This is a genomic window from Pseudomonas sp. GW821-FHT09E04 (genome assembly GCF_059416185.1).
Genome location: NZ_JBWKOR010000004.1, coordinates 430,380 through 457,354 on the forward strand (window position 1 = coordinate 430,380; position 26,975 = coordinate 457,354).

21 protein-coding genes and 1 pseudogene are annotated in these 26,975 nt (G+C 54.8%); 13 read left to right on the forward strand and 9 right to left on the reverse strand.

What is annotated here, in order from left to right; translation table 11 throughout:
• The first annotated feature begins 1 nt into the window (after position 1).
• The 4 genes from AC07N4_RS17065 (at position 2) to AC07N4_RS17080 (ending at position 4,059) form a co-directional block, all read left to right on the forward strand.
• Entirely contained in the window at positions 2 to 346 is a 345-nt protein-coding gene (locus AC07N4_RS17065) for a ubiquitination-like system serine protease family protein (protein WP_186744004.1), read from the forward strand.
• 47 nt (positions 347 to 393) lie between these two features.
• Complete coding sequence (locus AC07N4_RS17070) at positions 394 to 2,250, forward strand: hypothetical protein (RefSeq protein WP_493065635.1); 1,857 nt, start codon at positions 394 to 396, stop codon at positions 2,248 to 2,250.
• 316 nt (positions 2,251 to 2,566) lie between these two features.
• The gene (locus AC07N4_RS17075) at positions 2,567 to 3,856 is read left to right on the forward strand and encodes a hypothetical protein (protein WP_493065634.1); all 1,290 of its coding nucleotides are present in this window, start codon (positions 2,567 to 2,569) and stop codon (positions 3,854 to 3,856) included.
• Entirely contained in the window at positions 3,856 to 4,059 is a 204-nt protein-coding gene (locus AC07N4_RS17080; RefSeq protein WP_186743998.1) for a hypothetical protein, read from the forward strand. Before AC07N4_RS17075 ends, AC07N4_RS17080 begins: the two co-directional genes overlap by 1 nt.
• Positions 4,060 to 4,317: 258 nt before the next feature.
• Here the strand turns inward: AC07N4_RS17080 and AC07N4_RS17085 are convergent, their stop codons facing one another.
• The 6 genes from AC07N4_RS17085 to AC07N4_RS17110 all read right to left on the reverse strand — a co-directional run bounded on the left by AC07N4_RS17085 (position 4,318) and on the right by AC07N4_RS17110 (position 10,844).
• The gene (locus AC07N4_RS17085; RefSeq protein WP_493065633.1) at positions 4,318 to 5,301 is read right to left on the reverse strand and encodes a hypothetical protein; all 984 of its coding nucleotides are present in this window, start codon (positions 5,299 to 5,301) and stop codon (positions 4,318 to 4,320) included.
• A gap of 469 nt (positions 5,302 to 5,770) precedes the next feature.
• Complete coding sequence (locus AC07N4_RS17090; protein WP_225931043.1) at positions 5,771 to 6,895, reverse strand: TniQ family protein; 1,125 nt, start codon at positions 6,893 to 6,895, stop codon at positions 5,771 to 5,773.
• Positions 6,853 to 7,731 carry a TniB family NTP-binding protein gene (locus AC07N4_RS17095; RefSeq protein ID WP_186743991.1) on the reverse strand — a complete coding sequence of 293 codons (879 nt, stop codon included), beginning with the start codon at positions 7,729 to 7,731 and terminating at the stop codon, positions 6,853 to 6,855. The genes AC07N4_RS17090 and AC07N4_RS17095 overlap by 43 nt, the downstream gene beginning before the upstream one ends.
• The gene (locus AC07N4_RS17100; protein ID WP_493065632.1) at positions 7,728 to 9,641 is read right to left on the reverse strand and encodes a TnsB C-terminal domain-containing protein; all 1,914 of its coding nucleotides are present in this window, start codon (positions 9,639 to 9,641) and stop codon (positions 7,728 to 7,730) included. Before AC07N4_RS17100 ends, AC07N4_RS17095 begins: the two co-directional genes overlap by 4 nt.
• The gene (locus tag AC07N4_RS17105) at positions 9,628 to 10,248 is read right to left on the reverse strand and encodes a TnsA endonuclease N-terminal domain-containing protein (protein WP_186743987.1); all 621 of its coding nucleotides are present in this window, start codon (positions 10,246 to 10,248) and stop codon (positions 9,628 to 9,630) included. Before AC07N4_RS17105 ends, AC07N4_RS17100 begins: the two co-directional genes overlap by 14 nt.
• A 383-nt stretch (positions 10,249 to 10,631) precedes the next feature.
• A complete protein-coding gene (locus AC07N4_RS17110) occupies positions 10,632 to 10,844 on the reverse strand; it encodes a hypothetical protein (protein ID WP_493065757.1) in 213 nt (70 codons plus the stop codon).
• Positions 10,845 to 11,108: 264 nt separating this feature from the next.
• On the opposite strand from AC07N4_RS17110, the gene AC07N4_RS17115 reads away from it, so the two are divergent.
• A complete protein-coding gene (locus AC07N4_RS17115) occupies positions 11,109 to 12,872 on the forward strand; it encodes a hypothetical protein (RefSeq protein WP_493184126.1) in 1,764 nt (587 codons plus the stop codon).
• 370 nt (positions 12,873 to 13,242) lie between these two features.
• Complete coding sequence (locus tag AC07N4_RS17120) at positions 13,243 to 15,633, forward strand: type I restriction enzyme HsdR N-terminal domain-containing protein (protein WP_493065630.1); 2,391 nt, start codon at positions 13,243 to 13,245, stop codon at positions 15,631 to 15,633.
• 357 nt (positions 15,634 to 15,990) lie between these two features.
• On the opposite strand, the gene AC07N4_RS17125 is transcribed toward AC07N4_RS17120, so the two are convergent.
• A complete protein-coding gene (locus AC07N4_RS17125) occupies positions 15,991 to 16,344 on the reverse strand; it encodes a hypothetical protein (RefSeq protein WP_493065629.1) in 354 nt (117 codons plus the stop codon).
• A 273-nt stretch (positions 16,345 to 16,617) separates the two neighbouring features.
• On the opposite strand from AC07N4_RS17125, the pseudogene AC07N4_RS17130 reads away from it, so the two are divergent.
• From AC07N4_RS17130 to AC07N4_RS17160, 7 genes and pseudogenes are all read left to right on the forward strand, one after another.
• Positions 16,618 to 17,277 (forward strand): annotated as a pseudogene (locus tag AC07N4_RS17130) (ATP-binding protein); the annotation flags it as partial.
• 333 nt (positions 17,278 to 17,610) lie between these two features.
• Positions 17,611 to 18,816 carry a hypothetical protein gene (locus AC07N4_RS17135; protein WP_244142421.1) on the forward strand — a complete coding sequence of 402 codons (1,206 nt, stop codon included), beginning with the start codon at positions 17,611 to 17,613 and terminating at the stop codon, positions 18,814 to 18,816.
• 74 nt (positions 18,817 to 18,890) lie between these two features.
• Positions 18,891 to 19,439: an adenylyl-sulfate kinase gene (locus tag AC07N4_RS17140; protein ID WP_096817323.1), complete on the forward strand. Its 549-nt coding sequence runs from the start codon at positions 18,891 to 18,893 to the stop codon at positions 19,437 to 19,439.
• Entirely contained in the window at positions 19,436 to 20,185 is a 750-nt protein-coding gene (locus AC07N4_RS17145; protein WP_096817321.1) for a class I SAM-dependent methyltransferase, read from the forward strand. The genes AC07N4_RS17140 and AC07N4_RS17145 overlap by 4 nt, the downstream gene beginning before the upstream one ends.
• 6 nt (positions 20,186 to 20,191) lie before the next feature.
• On the forward strand, positions 20,192 to 22,507 hold the full coding sequence (locus AC07N4_RS17150) for a PEP-utilizing enzyme (protein WP_493065628.1): 2,316 nt from the start codon (positions 20,192 to 20,194) through the stop codon (positions 22,505 to 22,507).
• The gene (locus AC07N4_RS17155; RefSeq protein ID WP_493065627.1) at positions 22,504 to 23,100 is read left to right on the forward strand and encodes a gamma-glutamyl-gamma-aminobutyrate hydrolase family protein; all 597 of its coding nucleotides are present in this window, start codon (positions 22,504 to 22,506) and stop codon (positions 23,098 to 23,100) included. Before AC07N4_RS17150 ends, AC07N4_RS17155 begins: the two co-directional genes overlap by 4 nt.
• 19 nt (positions 23,101 to 23,119) lie before the next feature.
• A complete protein-coding gene (locus AC07N4_RS17160; RefSeq protein ID WP_493065626.1) occupies positions 23,120 to 23,833 on the forward strand; it encodes a phosphocholine cytidylyltransferase family protein in 714 nt (237 codons plus the stop codon).
• 14 nt (positions 23,834 to 23,847) lie between these two features.
• Here the strand turns inward: AC07N4_RS17160 and AC07N4_RS17165 are convergent, their stop codons facing one another.
• Positions 23,848 to 25,824, reverse strand: a complete 1,977-nt coding sequence (locus AC07N4_RS17165; RefSeq protein WP_102620718.1) for a methyl-accepting chemotaxis protein — start codon at positions 25,822 to 25,824, stop codon at positions 23,848 to 23,850.
• Positions 25,825 to 26,005: 181 nt separating this feature from the next.
• A complete protein-coding gene (locus AC07N4_RS17170) occupies positions 26,006 to 26,926 on the reverse strand; it encodes a LysR substrate-binding domain-containing protein (protein WP_273538012.1) in 921 nt (306 codons plus the stop codon).
• Positions 26,927 to 26,975: the final 49 nt, after the last annotated feature.

Below are 26,975 nucleotides of genomic sequence, written 5' to 3' on the forward strand. Positions count from 1 at the left end.
AATGGAAACGCTGCGTGGACTCTGGCGCAGGCTGGTTTTGAAATTTGATGACGTCCTTCCGCCTAGGCGGCTGGTCGTCGTCAAAGGTGATTCCCTGCCCCAAAAAATGCCAATTCGTTCCGTAATTCTGATGCAGGAGAGCCGAGAGGACTGGTCGGTTGGCCTGCAGTGTCCCTGCGGATGCGGACGCACAATTGAGCTCTTGGTGTTTGATGAGGCAAATCCTAGATGGGATTACAACGTGGATGCCGAAGGCCACCCCTCGGTTCATCCATCGGTGTGGCTGAAAAATGGCTGCAAGTCCCATTTCTGGCTTAAAAAAGGTCGGATTCAGTGGTGCCGTTAAGGGCACCGCTGGCCTCAATATCAACAAGTAAAGCGGCAGGTACACCCTTGAATCTTCCAACGATGGAAATATCATTAGATTCAGCACAAGAAATCGCGGTGCCGCATCAGATCCTGCGCGAAAAACTGGCGCTGTCTCGCTCGCGCAGACGCTCGAAAGAGCTAGACCTCAAGCTACCGCCAGGTGAATGGATAATCTGGTGGTACAGCAAAATCGTCAGAAACCTCGCCGACAATACTGTTCCTTTGGTGAAGGTCGTATTTCGCGCTCTCGATGGCAGCAAACTGACAGGCGAGACAGAAGTTCGCGATATCGCTCTTAGCCGTCTGCGCTTGTACCAAATGGGTGTAATCCTTCAGGACGGATATCCGGTCGCCAAGGTGGGCATGACCACAGAATATTTCGATGTCGACTTCAGTAATGGCTGGAAATTGAGTCGTGTTAGCCGCCACCAGCTCTGCGCCCCCAGTAGCCCGTACCTTCTTCCGGAGGAATGCGACGACGATTGGCTGTTGAGATTTAGTTTGCCGGATAGAAAATCCTTGATAGTTAATTGCATTGATTTTCTGGTGAGCGGCTATTCGTTAGGTTCAGAAATTCCAAGAATTTTGACCACCTATGAATGGCCAGAAGTGATGAGTCGCCTGCTGGCACAGTCAACCCCGCTGGAAGAGAGAAACCTGCCAGATCAGCTAGTCGTGTATCCGCACAGGGATATGCTGCAAAAAGACAGAGCCATCTTGGCGCTGCTCGCCAATGGAGACGGATGTGCGACGCGAGCTGCTAAGCACCTTTTTAGCCAAGTGAACCCAAAAAGCTTCAAATCGGGACAGCCTCATAGTTTGCAGGTTAGGCCATGGTTTCTTGGAGCTACAAGCCTCAAATGCCGCGGCTTCTGGACGCAAGGCAAAACTCATTTCATCTGCACAGCTTTGGTGGGCACTCGTGAGCCTCCTGGACTCAAGATCGATATCCGTCGTGTGGCGAACGCACGGGATGAGAATGCTCCCGGTGATTTGGCGACCCCATTGGAAAAAGGGCGGCGGCTTGCTGAGAGTGATCTCGACATCGTGATGACCGACTCGCATCAGCCCATCAGCGACTACATCCATGAAGATATTGAAGCTGAAGAATTTGAATTCATTACCACGCGAGAAAGCACTCGCACCAAAGTGGAGAAGCCATTTGGACAGGTGAGGTTCGTTCCAAAGGACATGGATTTACCAGAAAAATACGGAACGGGAGATAGTCAGGGCCAGGGTGACGCTACGACGGGGAAGATGACTGCCAGTGCAATTACGATCGACATTGAGGTCCAAGGCGCGCTGATAGAAATGTGGAAAGCCTTCAGCCGAATGGCGCAGGGGGGAAAGATCAAAGGATTGTCCTGGTACGTGCCTGACCATGCCCACACCGAAGGTCCCCCGAAGTGTATTGCCTTCTCTGATAGGTTGGAGCTTGGCCCAAGCTGGGAACATAGAGATCCTCAAGCTCGGGTCGAAGAGTTTGAGAGACAAAATAAATGGATCACTATTAAAGAAGATGTTCGTCGGGGGATGATGTACCTCCTGGTAACCGAAGGCACTGATTTATATCTAGTCGCAGAAATCCAGCGCCATCGCTGGATAGGTAAAGATTCAAAGCCAAAAGAACAGTCGTTTTGCGGGCTGATCTGCCATATCCATGACCACGACATAGCTCGGATAAAACAAATCTGCGGTCATATCGATCAAGCGCTGCCTGAGCACAACGGTGTCTTCAAAAATATGAGCTGGCCTTTTGATTACCAGTGCTACATTTTCCCGCACCATTGGGGCTCAGATCCTAATGCGCTTCTCGACAAAGCTGCAGCCAATGCTTTGAACGGCATCATTGATCTGAAGCACCGTCGCATGCGCACCTGAAGCTCAGCGTTAGCTGACCAGATCAGTTGCGCGATGTAATTCCTGTACCCCAGCGCTCTCTGTCTAAGCTATCCAGTGCTCATCACATGAAGAGGAGGATGGGTGTACGGCCAATGCGTTTTATTTGAGCGTTTCAACGCTGAAGCCCGATTGCACCGACTACATCGTCTGTCATGCAAAAGCGATTGCTTAATGATGCTTCCGTTTCTTGGACCACATTGGAACCGGCCGACGAAGCAGATCTCTGTATGGCAATCGCCGTATTCATCAGGCATATTGCCATCATTCAGCCGCGATATTACGAAAGGGAATTGGGATGACGGCAGAGATTGCGATTATGAGCCGAACTGCCGTGGTGCTTGCCGCCGATAGCGCCACGACCGTGACAACATGGAAAAACGGGGAGCTCGAGAAACGCTATTTCAAGGGTGCCAACAAGCTGTATGAACTGTCTAGACAAGCACCAGTGGGCCTGATGATTTTCGGTTCAGCCGCGCTTCAAACCGTTCCATGGGAGCTGTATATCAAGTCTTTTCGCGAAGACTTGGGCATCGAGCAGTTTGACAAGCTCGAAACCTATTCAGGTAAGTTCTTCGACTTTGTACAGCATAACGAAAAGCTGTTTTCGAAAGACAGCAAGGTAGATGCATTGCTCATGCTTGTTGGTGGAGCATCGTTCCGGCTGCAGCAAATGATCGCCGCGCACGTGGGCGTAGGCGACGTTCGAGGACTGGAATCTGTGCCAGCTCATGAAATTGATGCTGCGCTGACGCAAGCTGAAAGCGATGTGGAAGACCTACCGCTTCATAGACTCCTCACCGAAGTAGACATCGCAAACGCAGTTTCAGAAACCACCGAAACTTGGGAAACCGTTGCGGCTCAAAGCATCGCGATTTTCGTACAAGACGATACGCGTGCCTACCTGGTGCCGCGATTTGTAAATGCGCTCATTAAGCTGGCCGTCAAACAGTTCCTAGACTACGCTCCGCTGACTGGAGTGGTGATCGCCGGATACGGCAAGGAAGAATATTTTCCTGTCCTTGAGGTGTTTGACTGTTATGGGTTTCTTGGCGATCGATTGATCGTTGAGAAAAACATGAACGATTCCAAAGCGATGAGCGCCTCGACGGCAGCAGTAATTCAGCCGTTCGCAACCACGCACATGATTGATACCTTTCGCATGGGCGTGTCACCTGACGTCTTCGATACGATCTACGACTCCTCCTTGGTAGCGCTGAATGAAATGGGCGAGCGAGTGATGAACGCTTGTGGAGCACAAAATCCGCTGTCTCAACAAGAGCTTGAAGAAATCACCCAGGAAACCCGGAAATCACACGCCGACCAATGGTATGAACAAATCCGAAACCAACATATATCTCCGCTCTCAAATATTATAAATTCCCTTCCGCTTCCAGATATGGCGGGCTTGGCAAGGAGCTTGATTGAGCTAGAGTCACTGAAGGAGCGTGTTACGCGCCCCAGTGAATCCGTTTCGGGACCCATCGATGTAGCTGTGATTAGCAAGCATGATGGGTTCGTGTGGATTGATCGAAAGCATTACTTCAAACCCGAACTGAATCCCCGTTTTTTCAAGCGAGCAGAATGATGGAATTCGAAACGAGCTTCTCGGCCCCCAGTCCTGTGGAAACCACCGCATCGGTTACCGCAAAAGACGCGTTGCGCTTTGAGAACCAGCAAATTCACCCAGCTCGTCAAGCTACCGATGCCAGCAGTTACGATCTGATGATTCGTCAGGTTGATCGAAAGCCGAGCACTCGCGAAACGTTGCTTACACTCGCCAGCTGTTGATAGACCTCCGCTTGGAGCGGGTGATGACGCTAATAAAGTGGATGCGATAAAAGGCCTGCGGAGACGCAGGCTTTTTTGTTCATCATCCGAAAACCTCCATAGCAAACCGGGCGAGGCTGCCTCGCGATTAGGATAGTCATAGCCTTCCAAACGACGAATTATGAATTTTCACATAATTGCGCATAAAGCTAATTTCTTGGAATAATTTGCCAATTCAAAGTTTTAGCGGAGAAAAAATAATAATCCCCAACTGAGTGTTCATTCTCTAGGGGCTCTCCCCTCAGGCACCCAATAAACCTTCCCTTTGAGTTTCACGCTGAAGCCACGCTGGTCCCCCTGAATCTCCTCGTGATATTGCAGCAAATCACGTGATGAAAGCTTGATCCGATGAAAGTAGGTAATGGCTGCTCTGATCCACTTCTGTTCAGTAAATTCTCCAGCGCTCATCACATAGAGTTGAGCCAATTTGAGCTCTGCAACGTGATTGGCAGACTTAGCCAGCCACCGTCGATCAACGCTCGCGTTTAGCCGCAATCCATAATGGCGATTTAAAAAGCTCACGAAGCCAGACAGCGATGCATGAAGGCCTGGTCGAGTGCGGAGGAACAGGCGCAGCACACGTTGGCTCGGGAGCGCTTTGCCCGCCTCGTCGCCACAGCGTAAAAGACGCAGTGCACTTCCAATTGCCAAGCGAATCGTCCTTAGCTTCACAGAGCGCTCACTTAGCTCCCGTTGGTAAGCCTGGAGAGCTTCCTTGCCGACTCCGGCAGGAAAGTATTGCAGGAACTGATTGATACGACGTTGATCGCTTGAGTCCTCTCTGACCTGCGCATCAACCACCAACATCCCTCTCTCGGAGAGCCAAGTCACCACCGAACGCGATCGCCTGAGTGTCTCCGCGCCGAAATGGGCAACCAATTCGGAGTAAGGAGGCAACGACGCCCCATGCAGATGTATGGACTCAATGAATGGCTGGTAACGCTGCATGTTCAATGCGGCAAACTGGGCCCCACGACGTGCTTTTAGCCAGACAGAAAAGCTACCCATCGCCGCACGGATACGCTCGTCTTCAATCTTGCAAATTAGAAGGTCCCTTCGAGCTTCAAAAGATGAATCCCAGAAGCAGGCCATGCAAGCGTTGCCCAAACCGGCAGGCATCAGCTTGTCGCAGCTTGGGCAGCGAACCTTTCCTAGCTCAAAACACTTTTTACACAGCGCCGGTCCATCTACTGAAACAATCACCCTGGACCGCCTGCAGGCTGAACAACACGCATTATTCATTTTGGACTGACACGCAGGACAACACCGTAGCACTCGGTCGTCGACTTGAGTTCTGACCAAGCGAGTGGAAGGAGTTGCGCAACGCTCACATGTTTGCGGCTTCCGAAAATAATGTGCACAGGAGATACACGCAGGCCCTTGCGCCGTGAGTCTACCGATCTTCATGCCGGAACGATGGCAACGGACACAGGGCTTCTTCACTTCGCATGTGCGGCAGACCGCGGAAACATCAAACTGCGGAAGACGGGCAAAATTGCAGCAGGCCGGGCAGATTTTTCGTTTAAACAGCCGGGCATAGCACGCTTCGCAAAAGCGCTTTTCTTGGTAAACCTTCTTGGCCTTGCTAATCGCGCGTCCACACTCATGACAGGTGCATGCAAGGGGTAGATATCCAATCAAAGCACCGCTCCTTCAAATTCGCCTTTTTCAATCACAAGCGCCCCTCCGTACGAAGCATTTTTCTCTTGAAGCGCAACCAGGCTTTCAACACTGAGCGTGGGGACTTGGGACTTGGGCACAATGCGGGGAGAGTTCTGACATAACCACGACGCGGTCGCTGCGGCAAAAGTTGTGCTAGATAGGGTTCGTCAGAACTAACTACTGCGTCACGAATTGAAGGGCATAATTGAGCGTTTTCAGCCGCTGTCCGGAAGCGATCAGCGCCGGCCAACAGGATCCGGCTCACTGCAGACAAAAAGTGCGATCGCTCCGAGCTACTCAGGCACTCCAACTTCAACCCAACATCAAGTGACGTAGTAAGCGAAGCGCTGTCTACATCAACAGCAGCCAAGAATTGTTTTCCCGCAGCAGAAGGGCTATTTGCCAAGACGCGCACCAATCTGAACAGCCCTTTCAGGAAAGAAAACCCCTCCGCTACCGGCATCGCAGGCCATGTGAGGCCAACCGGCCGCCCCTGCAGTATCAAATCAGCCTGTCGGATCAGTTCTATTTCATCGGCTCCTCCATCCTGGATGTCAACCGCAGACAACAACCCAGCGCACTCATGGCACCGCGCAAGGGTACGAGCCTGATAATCAAGCCGGTGGGGGGATATGGCAGCGGAACAGTGGGGGCAACTATCGCGAAGTTTTACTCCATGATCAGGACAACAGGAGTACCAAGCCAGCCGCCATTGAAGCCGGTAGAAAGGCGACTCAGCAAAACAGCAGGGGCAATACTGTAAACCACCGGCTCGACGCAAATTTCTCTCTCCCAGTGACAGCACCCAAGGCGTAATGCCCACTGGAGGAAGTTTCAGCCCCATCGACTCGCAGATTGGAACCAATGAGGAACCGATAAGCGCCGAGGCGGAAATGCCGGAGCGATCTTGCAGATCGCTCAGACACAATGAACAGATGCTCAAATCACAATCTCCAGTCCATATCCGACGCTTTGGCCAGATATAGCGCGCCATCTCCACCGCATCGCAGGCATTGCATAAGGCGCAACGGATAAACCACGAAGAAAACAGCTCGTCACGCTGCATGACCGGTACCCATGGCCACTTCTGGCCTACTGGACGTACTTCCTCATGCCAGAAGCATCGGGAGACCATTGGTACTTCTCCAACAGTTCTAAATCGATCTTTTCCTTGCCCGTTTCGATTGCCTTGCGAGCACTGTGAAAAAGGATCTCTTCCACGTAGCCCGTAATACCTTGGCTTCGTTTAAGAATCAGCGCCGCAATCTCCTTGCTCGCAAGATTGGAGGGTTGCTTAAGCGGCAGCCAAGATTCAAAACCCTTCAGCAGTTGTCTGAAGCCCAGAGAAGGTGCCCATACAGGAAGCTCAACTGTTACAAACCGAGCGGCGTATTGGCGTTCAAGCATGAGCAACTTGTTGGCGCTGGGCATGCCGACGCCCACAACTGCCAGTTTCAAGGTATTTGTCAAACACTTGATCTCATTCATGAAGTCGGCAACTTGCCGTGACGTCCCATTTGCAATGGTTTGGATTTCATCGATGATGAGCATCTTGGTTTGACCTGTGGTGAGAAGACTCTCCACCTTGTAGCGCAGCTTCATCTCACTGGCATCGGGATTAAATGGTGAGTGCGAGCAGTTGAGGATCGAGCAATAGAACATTCGCAGACTTGGCTTACTGACTTCGACCTTGATGATCGGCCGAACCCTGCAACCGTCCTCGTTCACGTATTCATCTCCATGCACGGCGATGAACCTGTTCACCAAGGATGATTTGCCCATCCGGGACTCGCCGACGATGAAGAAGTCCGGCACGTCTCGATGGCCACAGAGCTTGGCGTACAACTGCTCAAACAAATTTTCTGACAGCTCATAATCGATCCATCGGGACTTGATGAAGGCCAAGCGCTCCGCGTCAGAGAGATCCATGATCGGCTTGAACTCCTGCAGCAGATGAGGGTAATTACTCATGCCACACCTCCATACAGCGGAACATCGTCATCATCACCCCATGCATCCTCAACCGGTAATGCCGGTTGCAACCTGGGCGGACTGTCCTGTTGTTGACCAAGGAACACCGTCGCTGGGGTCTTGCCCCTGGCATTGTTCTTGGTTTTCTGAGCGCTTCGTCTGGCAGCTTTGGTTCTGACCGCCTCTTCCTCTTCAATAACTCTCCGCTTTTCGATGTGCTGCCGAATGGTGTCGTTGTCCACCGAGGCCAAGTTCTCTTTTTTCAGTTCGCGCTTGGTTTTGACGTACTCCGCCACGGAGACGCTATCAAACCGCCCATCAGCCAAAGGCACTCGAAAATACTTGTTCAGGCCCGGATCAAAGAACCAGATGAAATTGATATCTCGTAGATCCCGCCGAAACAGGAACTGCATTTTCTTGCCCGTCTTGGGATCAACCTGATTAATCCATGGGCGAAGCGCCTCTGCGTAATACATCGCGTCCCATTCGACTCCATAGGTCTGGATGGTGCGGTATTCAGAGGGCAGGAAGTCGAGCTGCAGAGACAGGGGATCCTCCGGAATCGGTGGCATGCCGCAAAATGCCTTGGGTCCCCAGAAGGCCTGATTCCACATGGCTATGGGAGGTTTGAACAAGATGCCACTGTGCGGCTTGTTGTTGTAGATCAGAATGGTGTGCACCAACCACTTCTCTAGCGCGTCAAAACTCATGGTCGCCTCTTTGTCCGAGTCGACATCTCCACGAATGTCAGGGTTACGCTGAGTGGCGCCTTGAAGCTTGCTGAATACCTTGGCGTTCTCTTCCATCAACGCTTCGATGTGCCCACCCCAGTGAGGTCTCTTGCGAGGGCGAAATTGCCGTTCGATGTTATGGGCGGTACAGGCCAAAATCAGGCTCTTGGTTTTAAAGTCAGGGCCGTTGTCGCTGTGGATTTCATACGGTAAACCCCACACAGGCCATTCGCCTGAAACCTGATGGTGGGTGAGCCATTCATGCTTTGGTAGCATTGCCTGAACCAGACACATGGCCACCGATACAGCCGACGGCGCATCTAGTGATATGAAGTAGCCAACGACCATCCGCGAGTACATATCGATGGCCATCGTTACCCACGGACGGCCGATGGAAACACGATGTACATCATCGACGATCATCACGTCTGCCGGGCTGTGGTCGATCTGAATCCGGTGCAACGGGTAGTCAGCAGAATATTTACCGGGACGTGCCTCATAAGTGTCGGAAGCGATATCTGCATAGCCACGGGCCTTCAACACTTGTCTGGCCGGAACCTTCCTGATGCGCAACGAGACCGTAGGAATTGACGGAGCCTTGAGTCCTCTCAGCCCGCAAATCTTGGCGACTTCATCGTGCACATCCTTAATCGTGTACCGGCGCGTACTCAGGTAGAGCGTTTGAATGACATTACCGATAATGTCTTCCACTTCGTTGCAGACGCGTGAGTTGCCTTTCTTCCAGCCTCGAGCCTGGGGCAACAGACTCAAGAAACGGCTGCCTTCCGTGTAGGCATACAACCATCGATAGACCGTTGCTTTGCTGACGCCACAGTCCTTGGCGCGTTTGATCACCGCGCCTTCAACGTGCATGTCCATGGCCAGCAGTGGGGCGATGATTGCATAGCGCTGTTCGGCAATAGCCCACTGTTTATCCGCGATTCGCGCCAAATCCAGGCCGCTCGCATACACCCGCCCATTTTTGCCTTCAGGTCTTTTCAGCTCGACGATCGGCAGCAATTTGGAAATGCCCGACTCGACGTCCTGACCAAGCACATGGTGGAAATCCACCAGCAACGCGATTTTGTAGGTCTCATTGTGATGGCGTACAAACTCACCCACCTGGATCTTGAGAGCGGCCCTGTTTAGGGCATGGCTCTGGATATCAGAAGCGCTCATCATGGCACCTCATGACAGAAAACTCGTTGAGCTCCTGGTCGAGATCCGTCCAAACTTGGGCTGTGGCAATCAGATGCCAGAGATGGGATCGGCCGATAGCTTCATGACCATGAAAATGCAATGCCAGCAATGCGTGGAATGGCGCCCGTCGCATCATCGCTAGCTCCTCCAGAATTACTTCCGTCAGCTTCGGATCCAGCGCCATATTCCGATAACGCTGTAAGAACTCGACGTTCTTCAGTCGGATGCCCCGAATACGAGACTCGTCGAAGATATGGAATTCCCACCCCTGATCGCGGGCGAAACGCCACGCAGCTTTCCACTTGGGTAACCACAGCCGCCAGTTCTCTTTCCAGTCTTCACGAGGCTTTACTTCTACCAGTAGCGGTTTCAGGTTGAGCTCATCATCGAACTGAACGAAGAAGTCCGGGGTATGGATGTAGTCACGCCTATTGTGAGCCGTGAACGGGATCTGAACCGGCTGCGAGACAAGTGCGACCACTTCCGGGGAGAGCGACCAGATTCTGATGAAATCACGCTCAAGACCCGACTCGTAGTAAATACCCTGTCCACGGAAGGGGAACACACCGGAAAGGCTGCGCGTCATGGATCGGCTTTTTCGGGTCTGAGAGATCTCTTGACCCAGGTAGACGGTAGAGGACATAGGGCACCTATGGACTATTTTGCCAACGATGCTACCCAGCGCACTCTGATCTAAGGCTCGCTATTTGCCCCTTTTTAAGGGCATTGGTTCTACGAGCGGTAAAGCATCATGTCCGTTTGAGCGCTCCACAGAAAGCTGGGTTGCTCTGACGCATTCCGAACACAATCACATTGGAGAAGGGAAGTTCATTCTAGAACAGCGTGGCACATTTACAGATGCCCTTCGTCTGTAAAATCAAGCTCCTGATCGGCCCTTCTCACCGGAGCAGGCCGATCCGCCGCAATGCGTTGAAAACGCCTTAATATTTGGCAGTGCAATGGCTTAGTTTAAAGGCCGTTAGACCTAAGCTTTGCAAAACCTTGCTTGATGTGGCCAGCGTTTTCACCAATCGCGAACAACGCACCGCGGACATTTTCTCCTACCTCGTTTAGCCCCTGCTTCTCGGCATGGAGCGTCAGCTCCATCAACGCCGCCTCCAAGGCAAGCTGGTTTTCGTACATCCTTTCCAAGACATCCGATAGTGAATATTCCCCTGACATTCTGATCTGGCTCCATTCAGAAACACCTAAGCATAGCAGTGGTTTGGAGAAGATCACGGCAGCTTGGGACGCCGCTAATGGAATAGGGAAGACCAGCTCTAAATAATAAGATGGTTTGCCGAGGCAAAAAGTAAGAATCGCAAAATCATGAAGATTGGATGCCCTCTTTGTCCTTCGAACAGAAAGTTCTTGGTCTATGGTCAAGTAAAACTGATAAATAGAGGGACAGCTATGAGGACTAGTTGCCGATTCTTGACTGCGGTCATGACATTCCTACCGGTTCTGTCCGCGCCGCCAGCATATGCTTTATCGTGTGGTTTTTGTGACGAGATGGGAAAGGTCGGTAAATCGCTTCAAATCAACGTCCCTTCGTTGGACCCCTTTGCCATCACAATACCGCCCTTGCCAAATATTAGGATGCCGCTGCCACCGGGGATACAGGACTTAGTGGAAAGTATCGGTGGCGATGCGACACGCATAGTCCTGCGGGTCGGCGAGGATACGCTTACATCCATCCATAATAGTGCCGGAGACGTGGTCCGGACATTGGAAAAAGCCAATGGAGACGTGATTGCAACGGTTCAAAAGGCGGGCGAGGATACCGTTAAGACGACCTATACGGCAGCAAACGATGCAACTGTGACTTATGTAAAGACATGGCGCGATATCGGTGAACAGGGAAAGCGCAGTTTTGAAGATGCTGTCGATGCCGGAGAGGCGGCGGGTCACTTTGTAGAAAATCAAGCCAAATCCGAAATGGACGCCTTTGACGGTGCAGTAAAGCGAATGCAAGACGGTAAAGTCGTCGATGCCATGTGGCAAGTTGGCACTGAGCGACTCAGTTCCAGCGAAGAAAACTTTGCTAAAGCCACACAAGAGAGTTCGGTGATCAATTCAGCAGCAGCTTCAGTTGCAGCAGCATACGGTGGACCTGCGGGTGCCGCCGCATATGCTGCCTGGTCAACCTATCGCCAAACCGGCAACGCTGACATGGCACTGCGCGCTGGATTGTTGGCTGCAGTAACTTCGCAGAATGGCTCATCAGTTGCGCAAATGCCGGCGGGTAACGCTGGCGAGATACTTAAAAAGGCGGCCATGGCCGGCGCTGCCGGTGGCATCGCGGCGGCGGCGGCTGGGGGTGATGAGCAAGCGATCAAAGACGGATTCTTGAGGTCATCTGGCGCCGTACTGGTCCAAAAGGGAACTGACGAGCTCAAGGCGTATTCCCCAGAAGCCAATGATGCATATCAAGCCGTGCAATGTATTTCGGCTCGTGATGTTGACTGCCTGTCAAAAACGACGTGGGTCAGAGAGAAAGGGAAAATCTTATATGACGAGTATGGCAAGCCGATTATTGATGCCAATAAAATTGACCCCAATAAATATGTAGGCAAATGGAGTCAGGTAGACCCGAAATCTGCCGAGGGTCAGATTAACGCGATCATTGCACAGACTTCAAAGTTACCTAAGATGGAAGCAATTCCGATACTAAAAAACAAGTGGATCCTTACTTGGAGTCTTGGCAAGGAGGAAACCATTAAATACGCCCAGCCCACTGTAGTGTTAACTTACGTCGGTGAAAATCCTCCTTTCACTTCTGAGGTGCACTACGTAGAGCATCGAAAGAATCCTATACAGCTAAATAAGGGAAAGCGGGATACGAGTGAACAGCTTGTCGTATACTACGTGAAGCCTGCAGACAGGGATAGAGTCACTAAAGCCCTCGAGGAAAAATCGATAAAATATACCAAGAGGTCTTACGCCCTGAGGCGACATAAAGAAGCGCTATCAAATGCCTTAATTTGCGGTCCAGATACACGCATCCAAAATCTAAGAAAGGTCGCGCTTGCACTAATGGAAAAAGGCATAGATATTAAGTACATTGGAACAAATCGCAAGTACAAGCGTGGAACTATATCTATAATAAATCTTAAAAGGAATAATTATACAGTAAACGATCCGAATATCTCGCAAAAGCAAGTAAAGGAACTCGTTGAATGTCCTGGAGAATTGAAAAATACTAAATGAAAAAAATGCCCTTGGGCCAGTCAGCTAAGCATTCATGGATGTGAAAGTCCCCGGTGGTAGGAGGCCCGGAGACCTCGAGTCACCGACGTTGGAATGGCGAACAGTTTATGTTTTTGGTGCCTCAATTTTCCCTCGTGCTGATGTAAGGCCAAGGTCGGATGCCCTACAGACCTCGCTGTAGTTTATATGGGTATCCCAGTCCTGCGGACGTTCACCGGAAAACTGAGCAGCGACGGAGCATTCGCGACCTTGTAAGAAAAGAGGGATGATACTCACCATATTTTCACTCCGGTCGTCGCTCGATAAAGCAAGCAGATTTGAGCGCACATTCCCCACTTTTACGAAGTACCATTTACGGACGCAGTCAAGTATGACAGTGACACAGCTAACTACAGCACCAACCGAGACCGATCTCGAAGCAGAAATCCACTCGGCCATCAGACTGGCCTTTCCCCTAATGCCAGCTCACGCCATTCGCCATCAAATCCAGTTCCAATTCAAGTTTGGCCATGCTGCAATCAAGGTTGACGGTTCAAAACCCACATCAGTCAGGTCGCGGGCCGACGTCCTGCTGTTCGTTGAGGACAAGCCCCTGGCGGTGCTTGAGCTCAAAAGGATGAGCGAAGAGCTCCAGCCCGATGATGGTCAGCAAGGTCTTTCGTATGCTCGTGCGCTTAATTCAACACCACCATTGGTGGTGGTCAGCAATGGCATTGAAACGCGTTACCTTGAAACGCACACCGGTGGTGTATGGGTAGCGGTCGATAAGGATGCTCAGGCATTTACCGCCTTAGTGGACAGCGCCTCAAAAGCAGCCAAGGCTGACCTGAAGCTCGCAATTCAGACTCTCATGGGCACAAATTCTTCCGTCTGGATGCAGGCGGTACTGCATGCCTCCAGTGCGAACATGGAGGAACTGACGGGCTCCATTGAGGACACCGACCAGCCTTTCGGCCGAAACTTTCTTATTCCAAGGCGACCGACAAAAAAGGTTGTCGACTTCCTGAGGAAAAATCAGAAACTCGTATTGCTCGAGGGGTCGTCACTGGTAGGTAAAAGTAACGTTTTACGTGAGTTATGCGAGCTGACAGTCTCCAACGAGGTTGGAGCGACTCTATACATAGAAACCGAAACAGGAAGCAGCATTCTTCAGTGCATCGCGGATGCTTTAGAAAGTCATCTTAACTGGCCGGTTACGGTGGATGAGGCCCGTTACTGGTTAAAACAGGTTTCAGACGCCAATGGCCCCGACCTGATTCTGGCAATCGATGGGCTCAACAGTGACGATAGAGTAGTCCGAAAGGAGATTGAGGACCTATCGAGTACTAAGTTTGGAAACCATTTAAAGCTGGTGGTGGCACTGGATACAACAGTTGCAAGCCGAATTGTGATCACCAATGGCCGCAACAAATCGCCAATCGGACGCAGAGCGGTGCGAGTTGAAGTAGAGCCGCTGGATAACGATGAATTCGCTCATGCCGTCCAGACCTTGCTCGATAAGCGTCTTGTGCTCATGCAGGGGGCGTTCTACACGCCAGATTACCGTCATCCTTGGGTACTCCGCTCCGTAGCCGCATTGGCTTTTGCGAGCCTTGAGGGCGAAAGTCAGGAAACCTTTCTGGCCATCCTGCCAATGCTCAACACCGACCTCATCCAATACGCTCGTGATAGATTTGAGGACATCGATCTTCTTCGAACCTTCGCAAAAGTCGCTCAAGCCATGATCATTGAATCGAGGGACGCCGCGCGACACCCAACTCTGATTGCCGAATGCAATCGGACATTTGGGATCCGTCGTGCCACGCTGTCGGAGCTGCTGAGCTCTGATGAATTGAATTTACTTGAGGAAGCGGGTTACCTGAAACCCGCTATTCATGAGGTTACGGCAGAGCACATCAGTTACGTTCGACAGCCTGCACTTCTCGCCAGCGAGATTTCGAGGTTCATCAAATCCGAAATCATTAGAAGATCAGAAAAGGATCCAGCGGATGCGGCCACTTGGTTGATTGACGCAGCATCTCGCTTGCCACTTGGAGATGTAATTGCAGCACATGCACTCCTTGAGGCATCAACGGAGGATGAGGGATTACCAATAGGAGTTATGCTTAAACTCCTCAAAACAAAACCCCAAAGCAAATCACCGACGCCAGGCACGACATACGCCGGCCTTCATCCAGAAATTGGCTATATAAAATTTCGGGTCGTAAGGGATACGGTCATTGAGCTATTTGTTAAGGGGGGGTCAAAAATACTCGATCTTGGCGTACCTGTGGGTGAGTTGCTGGAGGATATTACCCCTTGGCAAATACTTTCTCATGTGTGTGGTGTGCGAACCGAAATCATGGATGAAAGTGGCAGCCTGGTCAGGATAGAACAATCGTTTCTTATAGAGATCGCCTCAGCGAGCTTTCCGTTGCTCTCCTCCCACCCAATGCTCGGGCAATTGCCGCATCACGATCTACTTACTGGTGGCTCAGTTGTCTGCCATGCCGTTGGAATTGTTGAACCTATCACGCAATCGCTTTTATCGTACCTTCGGCAGGACCTAAACGACTCTAAGGCTTGGGTTGAGTGGGCGTTGACGAGAAAGTCTGGCGCCTTACTCGCGCGACTCCACATAGCGCTCCGTGAGATTGCTCGAATGACAGATCCCGACTTCGCCGAATGGGCTAAAACGACCCTCACAAACCAGGTTATACCAGAGCTTCAGCAACAGCTGCGATGCTGCGGCCAGCATCTGCTCGACGAGGAGTCACAGTAGTAAGCAAGGTATATGTAATTAGAAAAACCAAACCCACAGGCCTCATTCCTTCGAGTTTTCCTAAGGAAATAAACGAGACGAAACGAACCAGAAGCGAGACTCGGTCCTGAAATGGTGGAATAGGTAAGACCTTACCAAGTCCGCCTTTTTTAATTGGGCCAGCTTTGACAATGAGGCGCGTAGGATCGAGCATTACCAATGTAGCAACGAGACCTGTGTACTGATTCACGTACTCAGGTTCGAGCGGGTCGGGTAACTACCACAAAAGTCCCGCCTGAGGACACATCCCGCAGGGGCGCTCCTATGTATGCAGTTGTTCCTAATCGGTCTCGCGGTAGTTTGGCCTCTTCCCTGTGATCACAGAAGAATGAACCAACGCTCAAAGCCTCCCGCAGGTAAAGGAGCTCCCTTGATCATTTCTGCAGGTTGAACGTCTACACCTGCAGCCCTGGCCTTACTCTGAACCAACTCCCGCGCTTCGTCGCGGGAGGCACAGTGGGAGGTTGTGAACGAGTAACCACTTGCCCCCGCAACATTGCGGTGGATCACCGTATAGTCGGAACCGGCAGGAATGATATCAAGCCACCTACCGTAAGGCATTTCCTTGCCATCAGTTGTCGCATGCACTTCAAGCACATCGTGCGGATCGTAGTCATTAGCCAGTGACACGCCAAGCAAGGCATCCAGTTGAAGAGCTACGCTTTCATCCACGCAACCTGAAGCAAGGTTCCATTGCCTTGCTGTACAAGCCGAATAAGGTGACAGAGGTGGATCAGGGATTGGTGAACAGGACAATCATCGCCCCCAAGCATCTCATCGCTAAGGTGACTAACTCAAAAAACATCTGGAATCAGGACAGTCTCACCTATTTCCACCGTTTTCGAACTAAGTCTCACTTATTACTGCGCATCGCCTCATTTAATTCTTCTTGAAAACACAAAGGAATGAGGCCTGTAGGCTTGGTTTTTCTCAACAAATTCTTTTTGTCCCAGCAGCTCAAAACCTCAGCCCGGCGAAATCACCCTCGCCCACCACGGCGTGCTGTTTCTCGACGAACTGCCGGAGTTTGATCGCAAGGTGCTGGAGGTTCTGCGCGAACCTCTGGAGTCCGGGCATATCGTCATCGCGCGCGCGAAGGATCGCGTGCGCTTCCCCGCACGTTTTCAACTGGTCGCGGCGATGAACCCGTGCCCTTGTGGATATCTTGGCGAGCCAACGGGGCGTTGCTCGTGCACCCCGGACATGGTGCAGCGTTATCGCAACAAGCTGTCGGGGCCGTTGCTCGACCGGATCGACCTGCACCTGACCGTTGCAAGGGAAGCCACTGCATTGAACCCGGCAATCAAACCAGGCGAGGACAGTGCCAGTGCAGCGATTCAGGTCGCCGAAGCCCGGGAGCTACAGCAAAAGCGTCAAGGCTGCGCCAATGCATTTCTGGATCTGCCGGGGTTGCGCAGACACTGCAAGTTATCCACAACCGATGAACACTGGCTGGAGTCTGCATGCGAACGGCTGACACTTTCACTGCGTTCGGCGCATCGGTTGCTCAAGGTTGCACGGACACTGGCCGATATAGAGAAGGTTGATGCCATCTCCCGCGAACATCTGGCCGAAGCGCTTCAGTATCGCCCAGCGACGCAATGACGGTATGGACAGGCTGTTTGCAAGTGGTCTGTGCCGGCTGAAAATAAAGTCCGCGCACGCTGATAGCCATTAGCCAAGATGTGATATAACGACGGCGCTCTTCATCAGGCACCAGAGCCTTTAGTTAAAAGCTCAAACTTTAAAGCAATATAAAATGGAGGCGGCACATCATGGAAAAGATCTCTTCAGCCCACCGGGCGCAATATACTTGATCAATTAAAATCGTCATGAGACGGCAGACTTAAAACAACTGCCGATGACAGATTTCGATGGCGAACGCGCCAAGACAATATCAATCAATTAATTGTCCACGCGCACCTAGCTGATCCAACTTTGTTTTGCCACGGCAAATTTTATAAGTACCAGTCAATAATGAAAAACGTCTATCTGATCAGCAATGTCACCCGTGGCGGCAAAACATACCTCGAATACCTGATCCCTGCGCTCAATGCCCTGCGCAACACCTACAACTGCATCGTCCTGCAAACAGACAAGACGGGGCTGAGCCGGCAAGAGGCAGAAGAGATCCTCGACTACCCGGTTCAGCAGGTAGGTGTAGAAGAGATTTCGAACCTGGAATCACAAATCGTCATTTCAAACGACGCCTGGGTTGGCCGCCTGCTCGACGATTCGAACTTTGGCATCTTCATGACCCACGGCAATATCGGAATGCCGACCAAGGACAAGTATTACTACGCCGAACTGACGTCCTATTGGGACGTGGTCATTGCTTCATCCCGATCAGGTTTTGACCTGATCAAAACCGGCCTGCAACGCTACAGACCCGACAGAAAAGCCCTGAAATCCCTGATTGCCGATGGCATTGCATTGCGCACCGACATGCGCAAGACAAGTCCGGTCGCGACGTTGCCAATCAAGGTCCCCCGATTCTTCGAGTCCGCTCCGGTGTCGAACAAGGCGTCGGGGGACTACGTTGTCGGGCTGTTGCCGACCCAATTGGGCATTTGCCCAAGTGGCGCATCGCTGTACGAAAACCTGCAAACCGTGATCAATGCCGTCAGGTCACAGATTGCACATGCCCGGTTCATCCTGCGTCCGTACATGGCCGACCTCGAGCATCCAACCCTGAAGGACCTGTGCAAACAGCTCTCTGTGTATGACTGGATCACCATAGACGAGCCAGGCACCAGCAGCACGGTTTTCTACCAGCAGTGCGACACCATCATTACCGACGCCTCGACCGGTGGTGTTTCGTTCATGCTCAACTCGTGCAAGTTGCCAATCTATTACGTTCCGACCTCCGATGAATGCAATCCGATTGTCGACGCCTGGCTGCAACAGATGAATAACCTGCTGCCCATTGCGAAAAACGGCGACGAACTAAAAGAGTTGGCACTGGGCTTCAGCCTGATGTCCCCCGACGACAATTACTTTATATACAAGAAGTTCTACGAAACGCAGTACCGCAACTTGCCGTTACCGCAGGATGTGTTTCATGACTTGATCGAAAACAAGCATGATTCGATGTTCTGCCAGTTAACCATCGACTCCTTTGGCAATATCAAAGAACGTGACTGAACACAGATAAAGCGCGTTGAACCTGCAGCAAGGTTCAACGCCATTTACCCACACGGAACACTGGTCAGAATGCTATGAAATGTGACCCTCGCGCGCAGGTGATATGGATTACGGGCCTTTCCGGCGCCGGCAAATCAACGCTGGCCGGTGAGCTCGTTGCCCGTCTGCGCAGCGATGGCCAATCGGTTGTGATGCTCGATGGCGATGAATTGCGCGAGGTGTTCGGCGCCACCGCCGCCAACTCGCAGAACCATGGCCGTGAAGGTCGACTCGCGCTGGCCATGCAATACGCCCATCTCTGCAGAATGATCGCGGCGCAAGGCCACACCGTGGTGATCGCGACGATCTCGCTGTTTCGTGAAGTTCATGCGTGGAACCGCGCCCATCTGCCCGGTTATTTCGAGGTTTACCTGAAAGTACCGGTAGAGGAACTCAGCCGCCGGGATCCCAAGGGCATCTACCGTCGGTTTCATGCCGGTGAACTGAACAACGTTGCCGGACTTGACCTGCCCATTGATGAACCGCAAGCGGCGGACTGGCTAGTTGAATTCGACCCCCTGCGCTCCGGGCAAAGCCTGGCAGACGATTTACTCAATAAAATTTATACAAGGAATCTGGTATGAAAACCGAATGGGATTACACCACCCTGGCCGACGCCTATCTGAAGCGTCCTGACTACGCCGATGCCGCCATCGACGCGATGCTCTCGATCGCAGGTGCCGAACAGGGTGACAAGTTCTGCGACGTGGGTGCTGGCGTTGCCCACCTGACGCTGATGCTGGCCGCTCGTGGCCTGGACGTCACCGCCGTGGAGCCCAACGATGCGATGCGCGCCAACGGCATCAAGCGCACCGCCGAGCTGGCCAATGTCAAATGGCACGAAGGCACCGGCGAAGTGACCGGTCAAGCGACCCAGGCGTTCGACATGGTCACCTTCGGCAGCTCGTTCAACGTCTGCGACCGCCAGCAGGCCCTGAAAGAAACCGCGCGCATTCTCAAGCCTCGTGGCTGGTTCGCCTGCATGTGGAACCACCGCAATCTCGAAGACCCGATCCAGGCCCGGATCGAAGCCATCATCAAGGAGCGCGTACCGGGTTATGGCTACGGCACCCGTCGCGAAGACCAGACGGCCGTGATCGACGCCAGCGAACTGTTCGGCCCGGTCGTACACCTGGACGCCCGTGTCATTCACGAGCAGAGCATCGAAGAATGCCTGGAAGCCTGGCGCTCCCACGCCACGCTGGAGCGTCAGGCCGGTGCGAACTTCCACGAAGTGATCAGCGCCATCGACGACTACCTGAAAGGCCTGAAGACGCCTTCGATCCAGATTCCGTACTCGACGAACATTTGGGTCGCTCAGCTGAGATAACGCCTGATGGCCCTGCATTTCTCTACCAAGGCCGGCACGCTGTCCAGCCTGCAAGGACGACTCGCGTCGGCCCGCATTGCGCCGCTGCTGGCATTCACCGTGGCGGACTGGCAACGGGATCGGCAAGCCTGTGTCCAGGCTATCCGGGGGCGGCTGCCTGCCGCTCCCTGGATCGTGCGTTCCAGCTGCGGACGCGAGGACAGCGCCCAGGCGTCCTTCGCGGGTGCCTTCCTGTCGATCCCGGATGTCGATGACACAGGGCTGGCCTCGGCGGTTGAACAGGTCATCGCCAGTTATGGCGAGGTGTATCCGTCGGACGAGATACTGGTCCAGCCCATGCTGGGAAATGTGCTGCGCTCCGGCGTGGCGTTTTCCCACGACCCCAACACCTGCGCGCCATATCGGGTGGTGAACTGGTCGGAAGGCAGCGACACGGCCTCGGTGACCGGTGGCATGGGCGGTCGGCTCTGGCAGCAGGCGGCCCACAGCAAGGTTTCAGCGCCAGCGGCGCTCGCGCCTGTGGTCGGCTTGCTCGAAGAGTTGCTGGAGCTGTTCGGTGGCGGGCCTGTCGACTGCGAGTTTGCAGTCACCCGTGAAACCGAAGGCGAAGTGCTCTGGCTGTTACAGGCCCGGCCGCTGATTCTGCCTTCCCGTCCGGAATCCGATGCAGAGCAATCGGCCCGTCTGGAAAGCATTCAGCGCAAAGTGGCGCGCGGCATGCGACCACATCCTTTCCTGATCGGCCAGCGCACGGTCTATGGCGTGATGCCTGACTGGAACCCGGCCGAGATCATCGGTATCCGGCCCAAACCGTTGGCACTCTCGCTGTACCGGGACCTGGTGACCGACTCCATCTGGGCGTACCAACGTCACAACTACGGCTACCGCAACCTGCGCAGCTTTCCGCTGATGCCGCATTTTTTCGGCCTGCCCTATATCGATGTGCGTTTGTCGTTCAACTCCTTCATTCCGGCAGACCTTGATGAAGATCTGGCCGGGCGGCTGGTCGACTACTACATCGATCGGTTGCTGGCTGAACCGACACTCCACGACAAGGTGGAGTTCGAGATCGTGTTCTCGTGCTACACCCTCGACCTGTCGCAACAACTGGAGCGCCTCGCCGATGCAGGCTTCCAGCCCCACGAGCTGGACGCGATCAGCACCAGCCTGCGCAAACTGACCAACCGTATCGTCCACCCCAAGGACGGTCTGTGGCGCAGCGATGCCAACAAACTCGATGTGCTCAATGCCCGCCGTGATGAGTTGCTGGCTTCCGATGCCGATCCGCTGGAGCGCATTTACTGGCTGCTGGAAGATGCGAAACGCTACGGCACCCTGCCCTTCGCCGGTCTGGCGCGCGCCGGCTTCGTCGCCGTGCAGATGCTCAGGTCGCTGGTGACCGTGGGTGTGTTTTCGCAGGCAGACTACGATGCGTTCATGGCCGGTGTTTCCACCGTCAGCGGGCAATTGGCACGCGACCGGGCGACGCTCGACAAGACGACTTTCCTGGCACGTTACGGGCATCTGCGACCGGGCACCTACGACATCCTTTCACCCCGCTACGATGAAGCGCCGGAACTCTATTTCGACTGGACTCAACGTCCGGCCGCTCCGGAACCGCTTCAACCGTTTTCGCTGACGCTGCCACAGATGCGCGAGATCGTGAAACTGCTCGAAGCCCATGGCTTGCAGCCCGATCCGGTCGGTTTGCTGGACTTCCTGCAAAACGGTATCGAACTGCGGGAACTGGCCAAGTTTCACTTCACCCGCAATCTCTCCGACGCGCTGGCGTTGATTGCGCAAGTCGGTGCCGAGCACGGCATCGGTCGCGAAGACCTGGCCTATTGCGATATCCGCGCCTTCACCGAACTGCACGTGGCGGCAGCGGATCCGAAAGAGGTGCTGCTGCGCAGCATCGAACAGGGCAAGGCGCGCTATGCCGAGACGCTCAAGGTCTCCCTGCCGCCGGTGATCACCCGACCGGAAGATGTCTGGAGTTTCGAGTGGCCGGAAACGGCGCCCAATTTCATCACCCAGAAACGCGTGACCGCGCCGGTGGTGCTGTGCGACGACCGGGACAAACTCGCCGGGGCGATCGTCTGCATTCCCAACGCGGATCCGGGGTTCGACTGGCTGTTCGCCTACCCGATTGCCGGATTGATCACAGCGTGGGGCGGTGCCAATTCGCACATGGCGATCCGTGCCGGCGAACTGGGCTTGCCGGCCGTCATTGGTGCGGGTGAAGTGCTTTACCGGCGCTGGTCGACCGCAGATTTCCTGCACCTGGATTGCCCGGGCCGCCGGGTGGAGATGATGACATGAAGGTTGTCGCCGTCAGTCAGCGAGTGGACAGTCATCCGGAACGCGGAGAAACCCGTGATGCGCTGGATCAGCGACTGATCGGTTTCCTTCTGGCAGCCGGTTTTGTCCCGGTGCCGGTGCCCAACGGTTTGCCGCTCGATCACTGGCTGGCGGCTGTCGCGCCACACGCCATTGTGCTGTCGGGGGGCAATGACATCGGTCAGTGCCCGGCCCGCGACCGTACAGAAAGCGAGCTGCTGGATCACGCGCGCGCGCGTCAGTTGCCAGTGCTGGGCATTTGTCGCGGCATGCAGATGCTGGCGCACTGGTCCGGCGGCGAGCTGAAACCGGTCACCGGTCATGTGCGAACCCGGCATCAGTTGTCCGGCCGGATCGTCGCCGAAGTGAACAGCTATCACGGCCTCGCTCTTGCCAGTTGCCCGCAGGGGTTTGAAGTCATGGCCCGTAGCGAAGACGGGGAAATCGAAGCCGTCCGCCACCTTCAGCTGCCGTGGGAAGGATGGATGTGGCACCCGGAACGTGAAGCGGACTTTGCCTTCCACGATCTTCAGCGAATCCGGCAGTTGTTCGGCGAACCCCACTCCTCTCAATAACCCACGGGATAGACGTGTTGTGAAAGCCATTATTCTGGCTGCCGGACGTGGCAGTCGCATGAAAAGCCTCACGGATGAGCGGCCCAAGTGCCTGGTCGAGTTGCGGGGCAAACCCCTGCTCGAATGGCAGTTGGAGTCCCTGCGCGCGGCCGGTATCAGTGAAATCGCCGTGGTCACCGGCTATAAGCGTGAGTTGCTGGCCGACCGTGGCCTGATCGAGTTTCACAACCCGCGCTGGGCGGACACCAACATGGTGTCGTCACTGGCCTGCGCCGAATCGTGGCTGCAGGGGCAGCCGTGCCTCGTGAGTTATTCCGATATTTTCTACAGCCCGGCGGCCGTTCAGTCGTTGATGGCCAACACGGCATCACTGGCGGTGACCTATGACCCCAACTGGCTGGAACTGTGGACGCAACGTTTCGGTGATCCGCTGCTGGATGCCGAAACGTTCCGCCTGACCGACGCCGGTACGCTGGCAGAAATCGGCAACAAGCCGCAATCGGTGGACGAAGTTCAGGGCCAATACATGGGACTGCTGCGCTTCACCCCCGAGGGCTGGGCAGAGGTCGTTCGGCTACGAGCCGAACTGACCCCGGAACAACGCGACAAGATGCACATGACCAACACGCTGCAGCGCGTCATCGATGCTGGCCAGGTTCCCGTCGAAGCCGTTGCTTACACGGGAGAATGGGGAGAGGTCGACTCCAGCGAAGACCTCTGCGCGTACCAGTAAGCGGATACGCCCTCTCAGCGGAAGCGGTCGACCTCTTGGCGCAGGTCGGCCGCCAGGCTTTCCAGCTCCTTCGCCGTAATGGCCAGGTTCGACACCACTTCGCGCTGCTCGCTGTTGGCCATCGCGATGCTCTGCAGATTGCTGCTCAACAACGTCGCGGTGCTGCTCTGCTCCTGCGTCGCGGTGGTGATCGCCGCGAACTGCTGACCCGCCGAACGACTCTGCTCATCGATCCGCGCCAGCGCCGACGCGACGTTGGCATTGCGCGACAGGCCTTCCTGCATCAGCACGTTGCCCTGCTCCATGGTGCTGATGGCGTTGCCGGTTTCCTGCTGGATGCTGTGGATCATCCCGGAGATTTCGTCAGTCGCCTGACGGGTACGCGACGCCAGATTGCGCACCTCGTCAGCCACCACAGCAAAACCGCGACCCTGTTCACCGGCACGGGCCGCTTCAATCGCAGCGTTGAGTGCCAGCAGGTTGGTCTGTTCGGCAATCGAGGTGATCACGCTGACGATGCCGCCGATTTCCTGGGAGCGCTGACCGAGCGTGTTGATTACAGTCGCGGTGGTGTTCAGCGCGCCGGCAATCTGCTCCAGCGAGGACGACGCTTCTTCCATCGAGCTGCGACCGATCTGGGTCTGCTGGGCATTTTCCTGGGCCAGACGCTGGGTGTTGCCCATGTTGTCGGCAATGTTCAGCGAGGTGGCGGAGAACTCTTCAACCGCACCCGCCATGCTGGTGATCTCGCCGGACTGCTGCTCCATGCCTTCATACGCGCCGCCGGACAAACCGGACAGCGCCTGCGCACGGCTGTTGACCTCTTCCGAAGCGCGGCGGATGTGCTCGACCATGGTCGACAGCGCCTGGCTCATCTGGTTGAAGGCACGGGCCAACTGACCGATTTCATCGTTGCTCGACACGTTCAGGCGCACGCTCAGATCGCCGGCACCCAGGGCTTCCGCCTGACGCACCAGATCACCCAGCGGTTGCAGTTTGCTGCGCAGCAGCCACACCGCCGAACCGACCGCAATCAGCATCGCCAGCAGGCTGCCGATGGCCAACTGGATGCCAACGCTCCAGGTCACTTCGCGGATTTCGGATTTCGGCATGCTCGCCACCACAGACCATGGTCCACCCTCGAACGGTACGGCGATGCTGTAGAAGTCTTCGGACTTGTCGCTCCAGAACCGGCCCTTGCCCGGCGTCTTCGCCAGACCGTTGACCACCGGCACCGCTTGATCCGGCGCCTGCACGCCCGCTGGCGCAACCAGCCATTTATTCTGTTCGTCCAGCAGCGCCAGGGAGCCGCTCTGGCCGATGCGGAAACGCTTGAGGTTATCGAACTGGGCGTTTTGCGCGTCGGTGTAATCGAAGCCGACGAACAACACCGCGATCACCTTGCCGCTGCTGTCACGCACCGGGGTGTACTGAGTCATGTAGGAGCGATCAAACAGCAGCGCACGGCCGACGTAGCCCTGCCCCGCCATCAACTTCGCATAAGCCGGGTGAGCGTGATCGAGCAAGGTGCCGATGGCACGGGTGCCATCCTGTTTGGTCAGCGAGGTGCTGACCCGCACGAAGTCTTCGCCGCTGCGCACGAACAGCGTGGCAACGCCCGCCGTCATCTGCTTGAACTCGTCGACTTCCTTGAAGTTGTTGTTCAACACTTCGCTGCCCAGGTGCAGGCCCGGGGTCTGGGTGCCCGCCACACTGACCGGCTCGCTCGGGTGAATGCTCAGGCCCGCGCTGAAGCGCTTCTCGAACAACCCGCTCAGGCGCTGGGTGCTTTCACGCAGCGTGCCGTGGAAGGTGCTCAACTGGTCGGCGAGCAGACGTGCCTCGCTGGCCAGGTGTTCTTCACGTGTGGCGAGGTTGGCGGTGTCCAGCGAACGCAGGGCGAACACCGTACTGCCACTGATGACAACCGCCAGTATCACGGCGAGCGCGAGGCCCAGCTGCGAGGCGATCCGGGCGCGAGGTTGAGACATGGACAGCTCCTGGCCGAGTCTGCGGATCCTCCCTGATCGCGGCTCGGAAAATTCTAATAATGGGGGTGAAGCCTGGAACCGGCACGACGGTCCCACTTGCACGTATTCGGCGGTAAAGCCGAATACTTGAGTGCACAGCGGGGTTATGGCCGAAGGCCGGCATTGTGGCGGCTCGAACGTTTCAGCTCAAGCGCGTGACCGGCGGCAACACCATGGCGTGGACTTCGCCTTGCAGGAAGTCGCTGAGCCGGCGCAAACGTTCACCTCCCGGACGGGTCTTTGGCCATACCAAGTAATAATTAAGCCCGCTGGCAACTGCCGTCGGCCACGGCAGACTCAAACGCCCTTGCGCGACATCTTCGGCCACCATCAGCAAATCGCCCATCGACACGCCATAACCCCGGGCCGCCGCGATCATCCCCAGTTCCAGGGTATCGAACACCTGCCCACCCTTGAGCGATACCTGATCCGACAGTCCCATGTGCTCCAGCCAACTGCGCCAGTCGCGGCGATCCGGCGTCGGGTGCAGCAATTCAGCGCTGGCCAGTCGCGCCACATCCCAGGGCTGGTCGTGCAAAAGACTCGGGGCGCCGACCGGAATCAGCTCTTCCGGGAACAGCAGGCTGGCCTCCCAGTCCGGCGGAAAATGCCCATCGCTCAGCAGCACCGCGCAATCGAAGGGTTCGTTGTTGAAGTCCACCGAATCCACGTCCATCCAGGCACTGGTCAGTTGCACTTCATTGCCCGGCTGCAAATGGCGAAAGCGACTGAGCCGCGCCAGCAACCAGCGCATGGTCAGGGTCGACGGGGCCTTCATGCGCAGGATGTCATCTTCGGCGCGCAAGGTATTGCAGGCTCGCTCCAGCGCGGCGAACCCCTCGCGGATGCCCGGCAGCAGCAAGCGCGCCGATTCGGTCAGTTGCAAATTGCGTCCGCTGCGATGGAACAGCCGACAGGCGAAGTGCTCTTCGAGCGTGCGGATATGCCGGCTGACCGCACTTTGAGTGATCGACAGTTCTTCGGCGGCCCGGGTGAACGAACTATGGCGTGCCGCCGCTTCGAATGCGCGCAGGGCATACAAGGGTGGAAGGCGACGGGACATGTACAGCGCTCCAATGGCGGGATTGCGCCAACTTAGCAGAATTGCTCCT

Coding starts and splice junctions, on each gene's coding strand:
- AC07N4_RS17165 (WP_102620718.1), bottom strand. CDS start 25,824: ATGTCTCAACCTCGCGCCCGGATCGCCTCGCAGCTGGGCCTCGCGCTC.
- AC07N4_RS17140 (WP_096817323.1), top strand. CDS start 18,891: ATGAAATGTGACCCTCGCGCGCAGGTGATATGGATTACGGGCCTTTCC.
- AC07N4_RS17105 (WP_186743987.1), bottom strand. CDS start 10,248: ATGACGCGCAGCCTTTCCGGTGTGTTCCCCTTCCGTGGACAGGGTATT.
- AC07N4_RS17155 (WP_493065627.1), top strand. CDS start 22,504: ATGAAGGTTGTCGCCGTCAGTCAGCGAGTGGACAGTCATCCGGAACGC.
- AC07N4_RS17065 (WP_186744004.1), top strand. CDS start 2: ATGGAAACGCTGCGTGGACTCTGGCGCAGGCTGGTTTTGAAATTTGAT.
- AC07N4_RS17115 (WP_493184126.1), top strand. CDS start 11,109: ATGACATTCCTACCGGTTCTGTCCGCGCCGCCAGCATATGCTTTATCG.
- AC07N4_RS17145 (WP_096817321.1), top strand. CDS start 19,436: ATGAAAACCGAATGGGATTACACCACCCTGGCCGACGCCTATCTGAAG.
- AC07N4_RS17075 (WP_493065634.1), top strand. CDS start 2,567: ATGACGGCAGAGATTGCGATTATGAGCCGAACTGCCGTGGTGCTTGCC.
- AC07N4_RS17080 (WP_186743998.1), top strand. CDS start 3,856: ATGGAATTCGAAACGAGCTTCTCGGCCCCCAGTCCTGTGGAAACCACC.
- AC07N4_RS17110 (WP_493065757.1), bottom strand. CDS start 10,844: ATGTCAGGGGAATATTCACTATCGGATGTCTTGGAAAGGATGTACGAA.
- AC07N4_RS17100 (WP_493065632.1), bottom strand. CDS start 9,641: ATGAGCGCTTCTGATATCCAGAGCCATGCCCTAAACAGGGCCGCTCTC.
- AC07N4_RS17090 (WP_225931043.1), bottom strand. CDS start 6,895: ATGGTCTCCCGATGCTTCTGGCATGAGGAAGTACGTCCAGTAGGCCAG.
- AC07N4_RS17120 (WP_493065630.1), top strand. CDS start 13,243: ATGACAGTGACACAGCTAACTACAGCACCAACCGAGACCGATCTCGAA.
- AC07N4_RS17150 (WP_493065628.1), top strand. CDS start 20,192: ATGGCCCTGCATTTCTCTACCAAGGCCGGCACGCTGTCCAGCCTGCAA.
- AC07N4_RS17170 (WP_273538012.1), bottom strand. CDS start 26,926: ATGTCCCGTCGCCTTCCACCCTTGTATGCCCTGCGCGCATTCGAAGCG.
- AC07N4_RS17095 (WP_186743991.1), bottom strand. CDS start 7,731: ATGAGTAATTACCCTCATCTGCTGCAGGAGTTCAAGCCGATCATGGAT.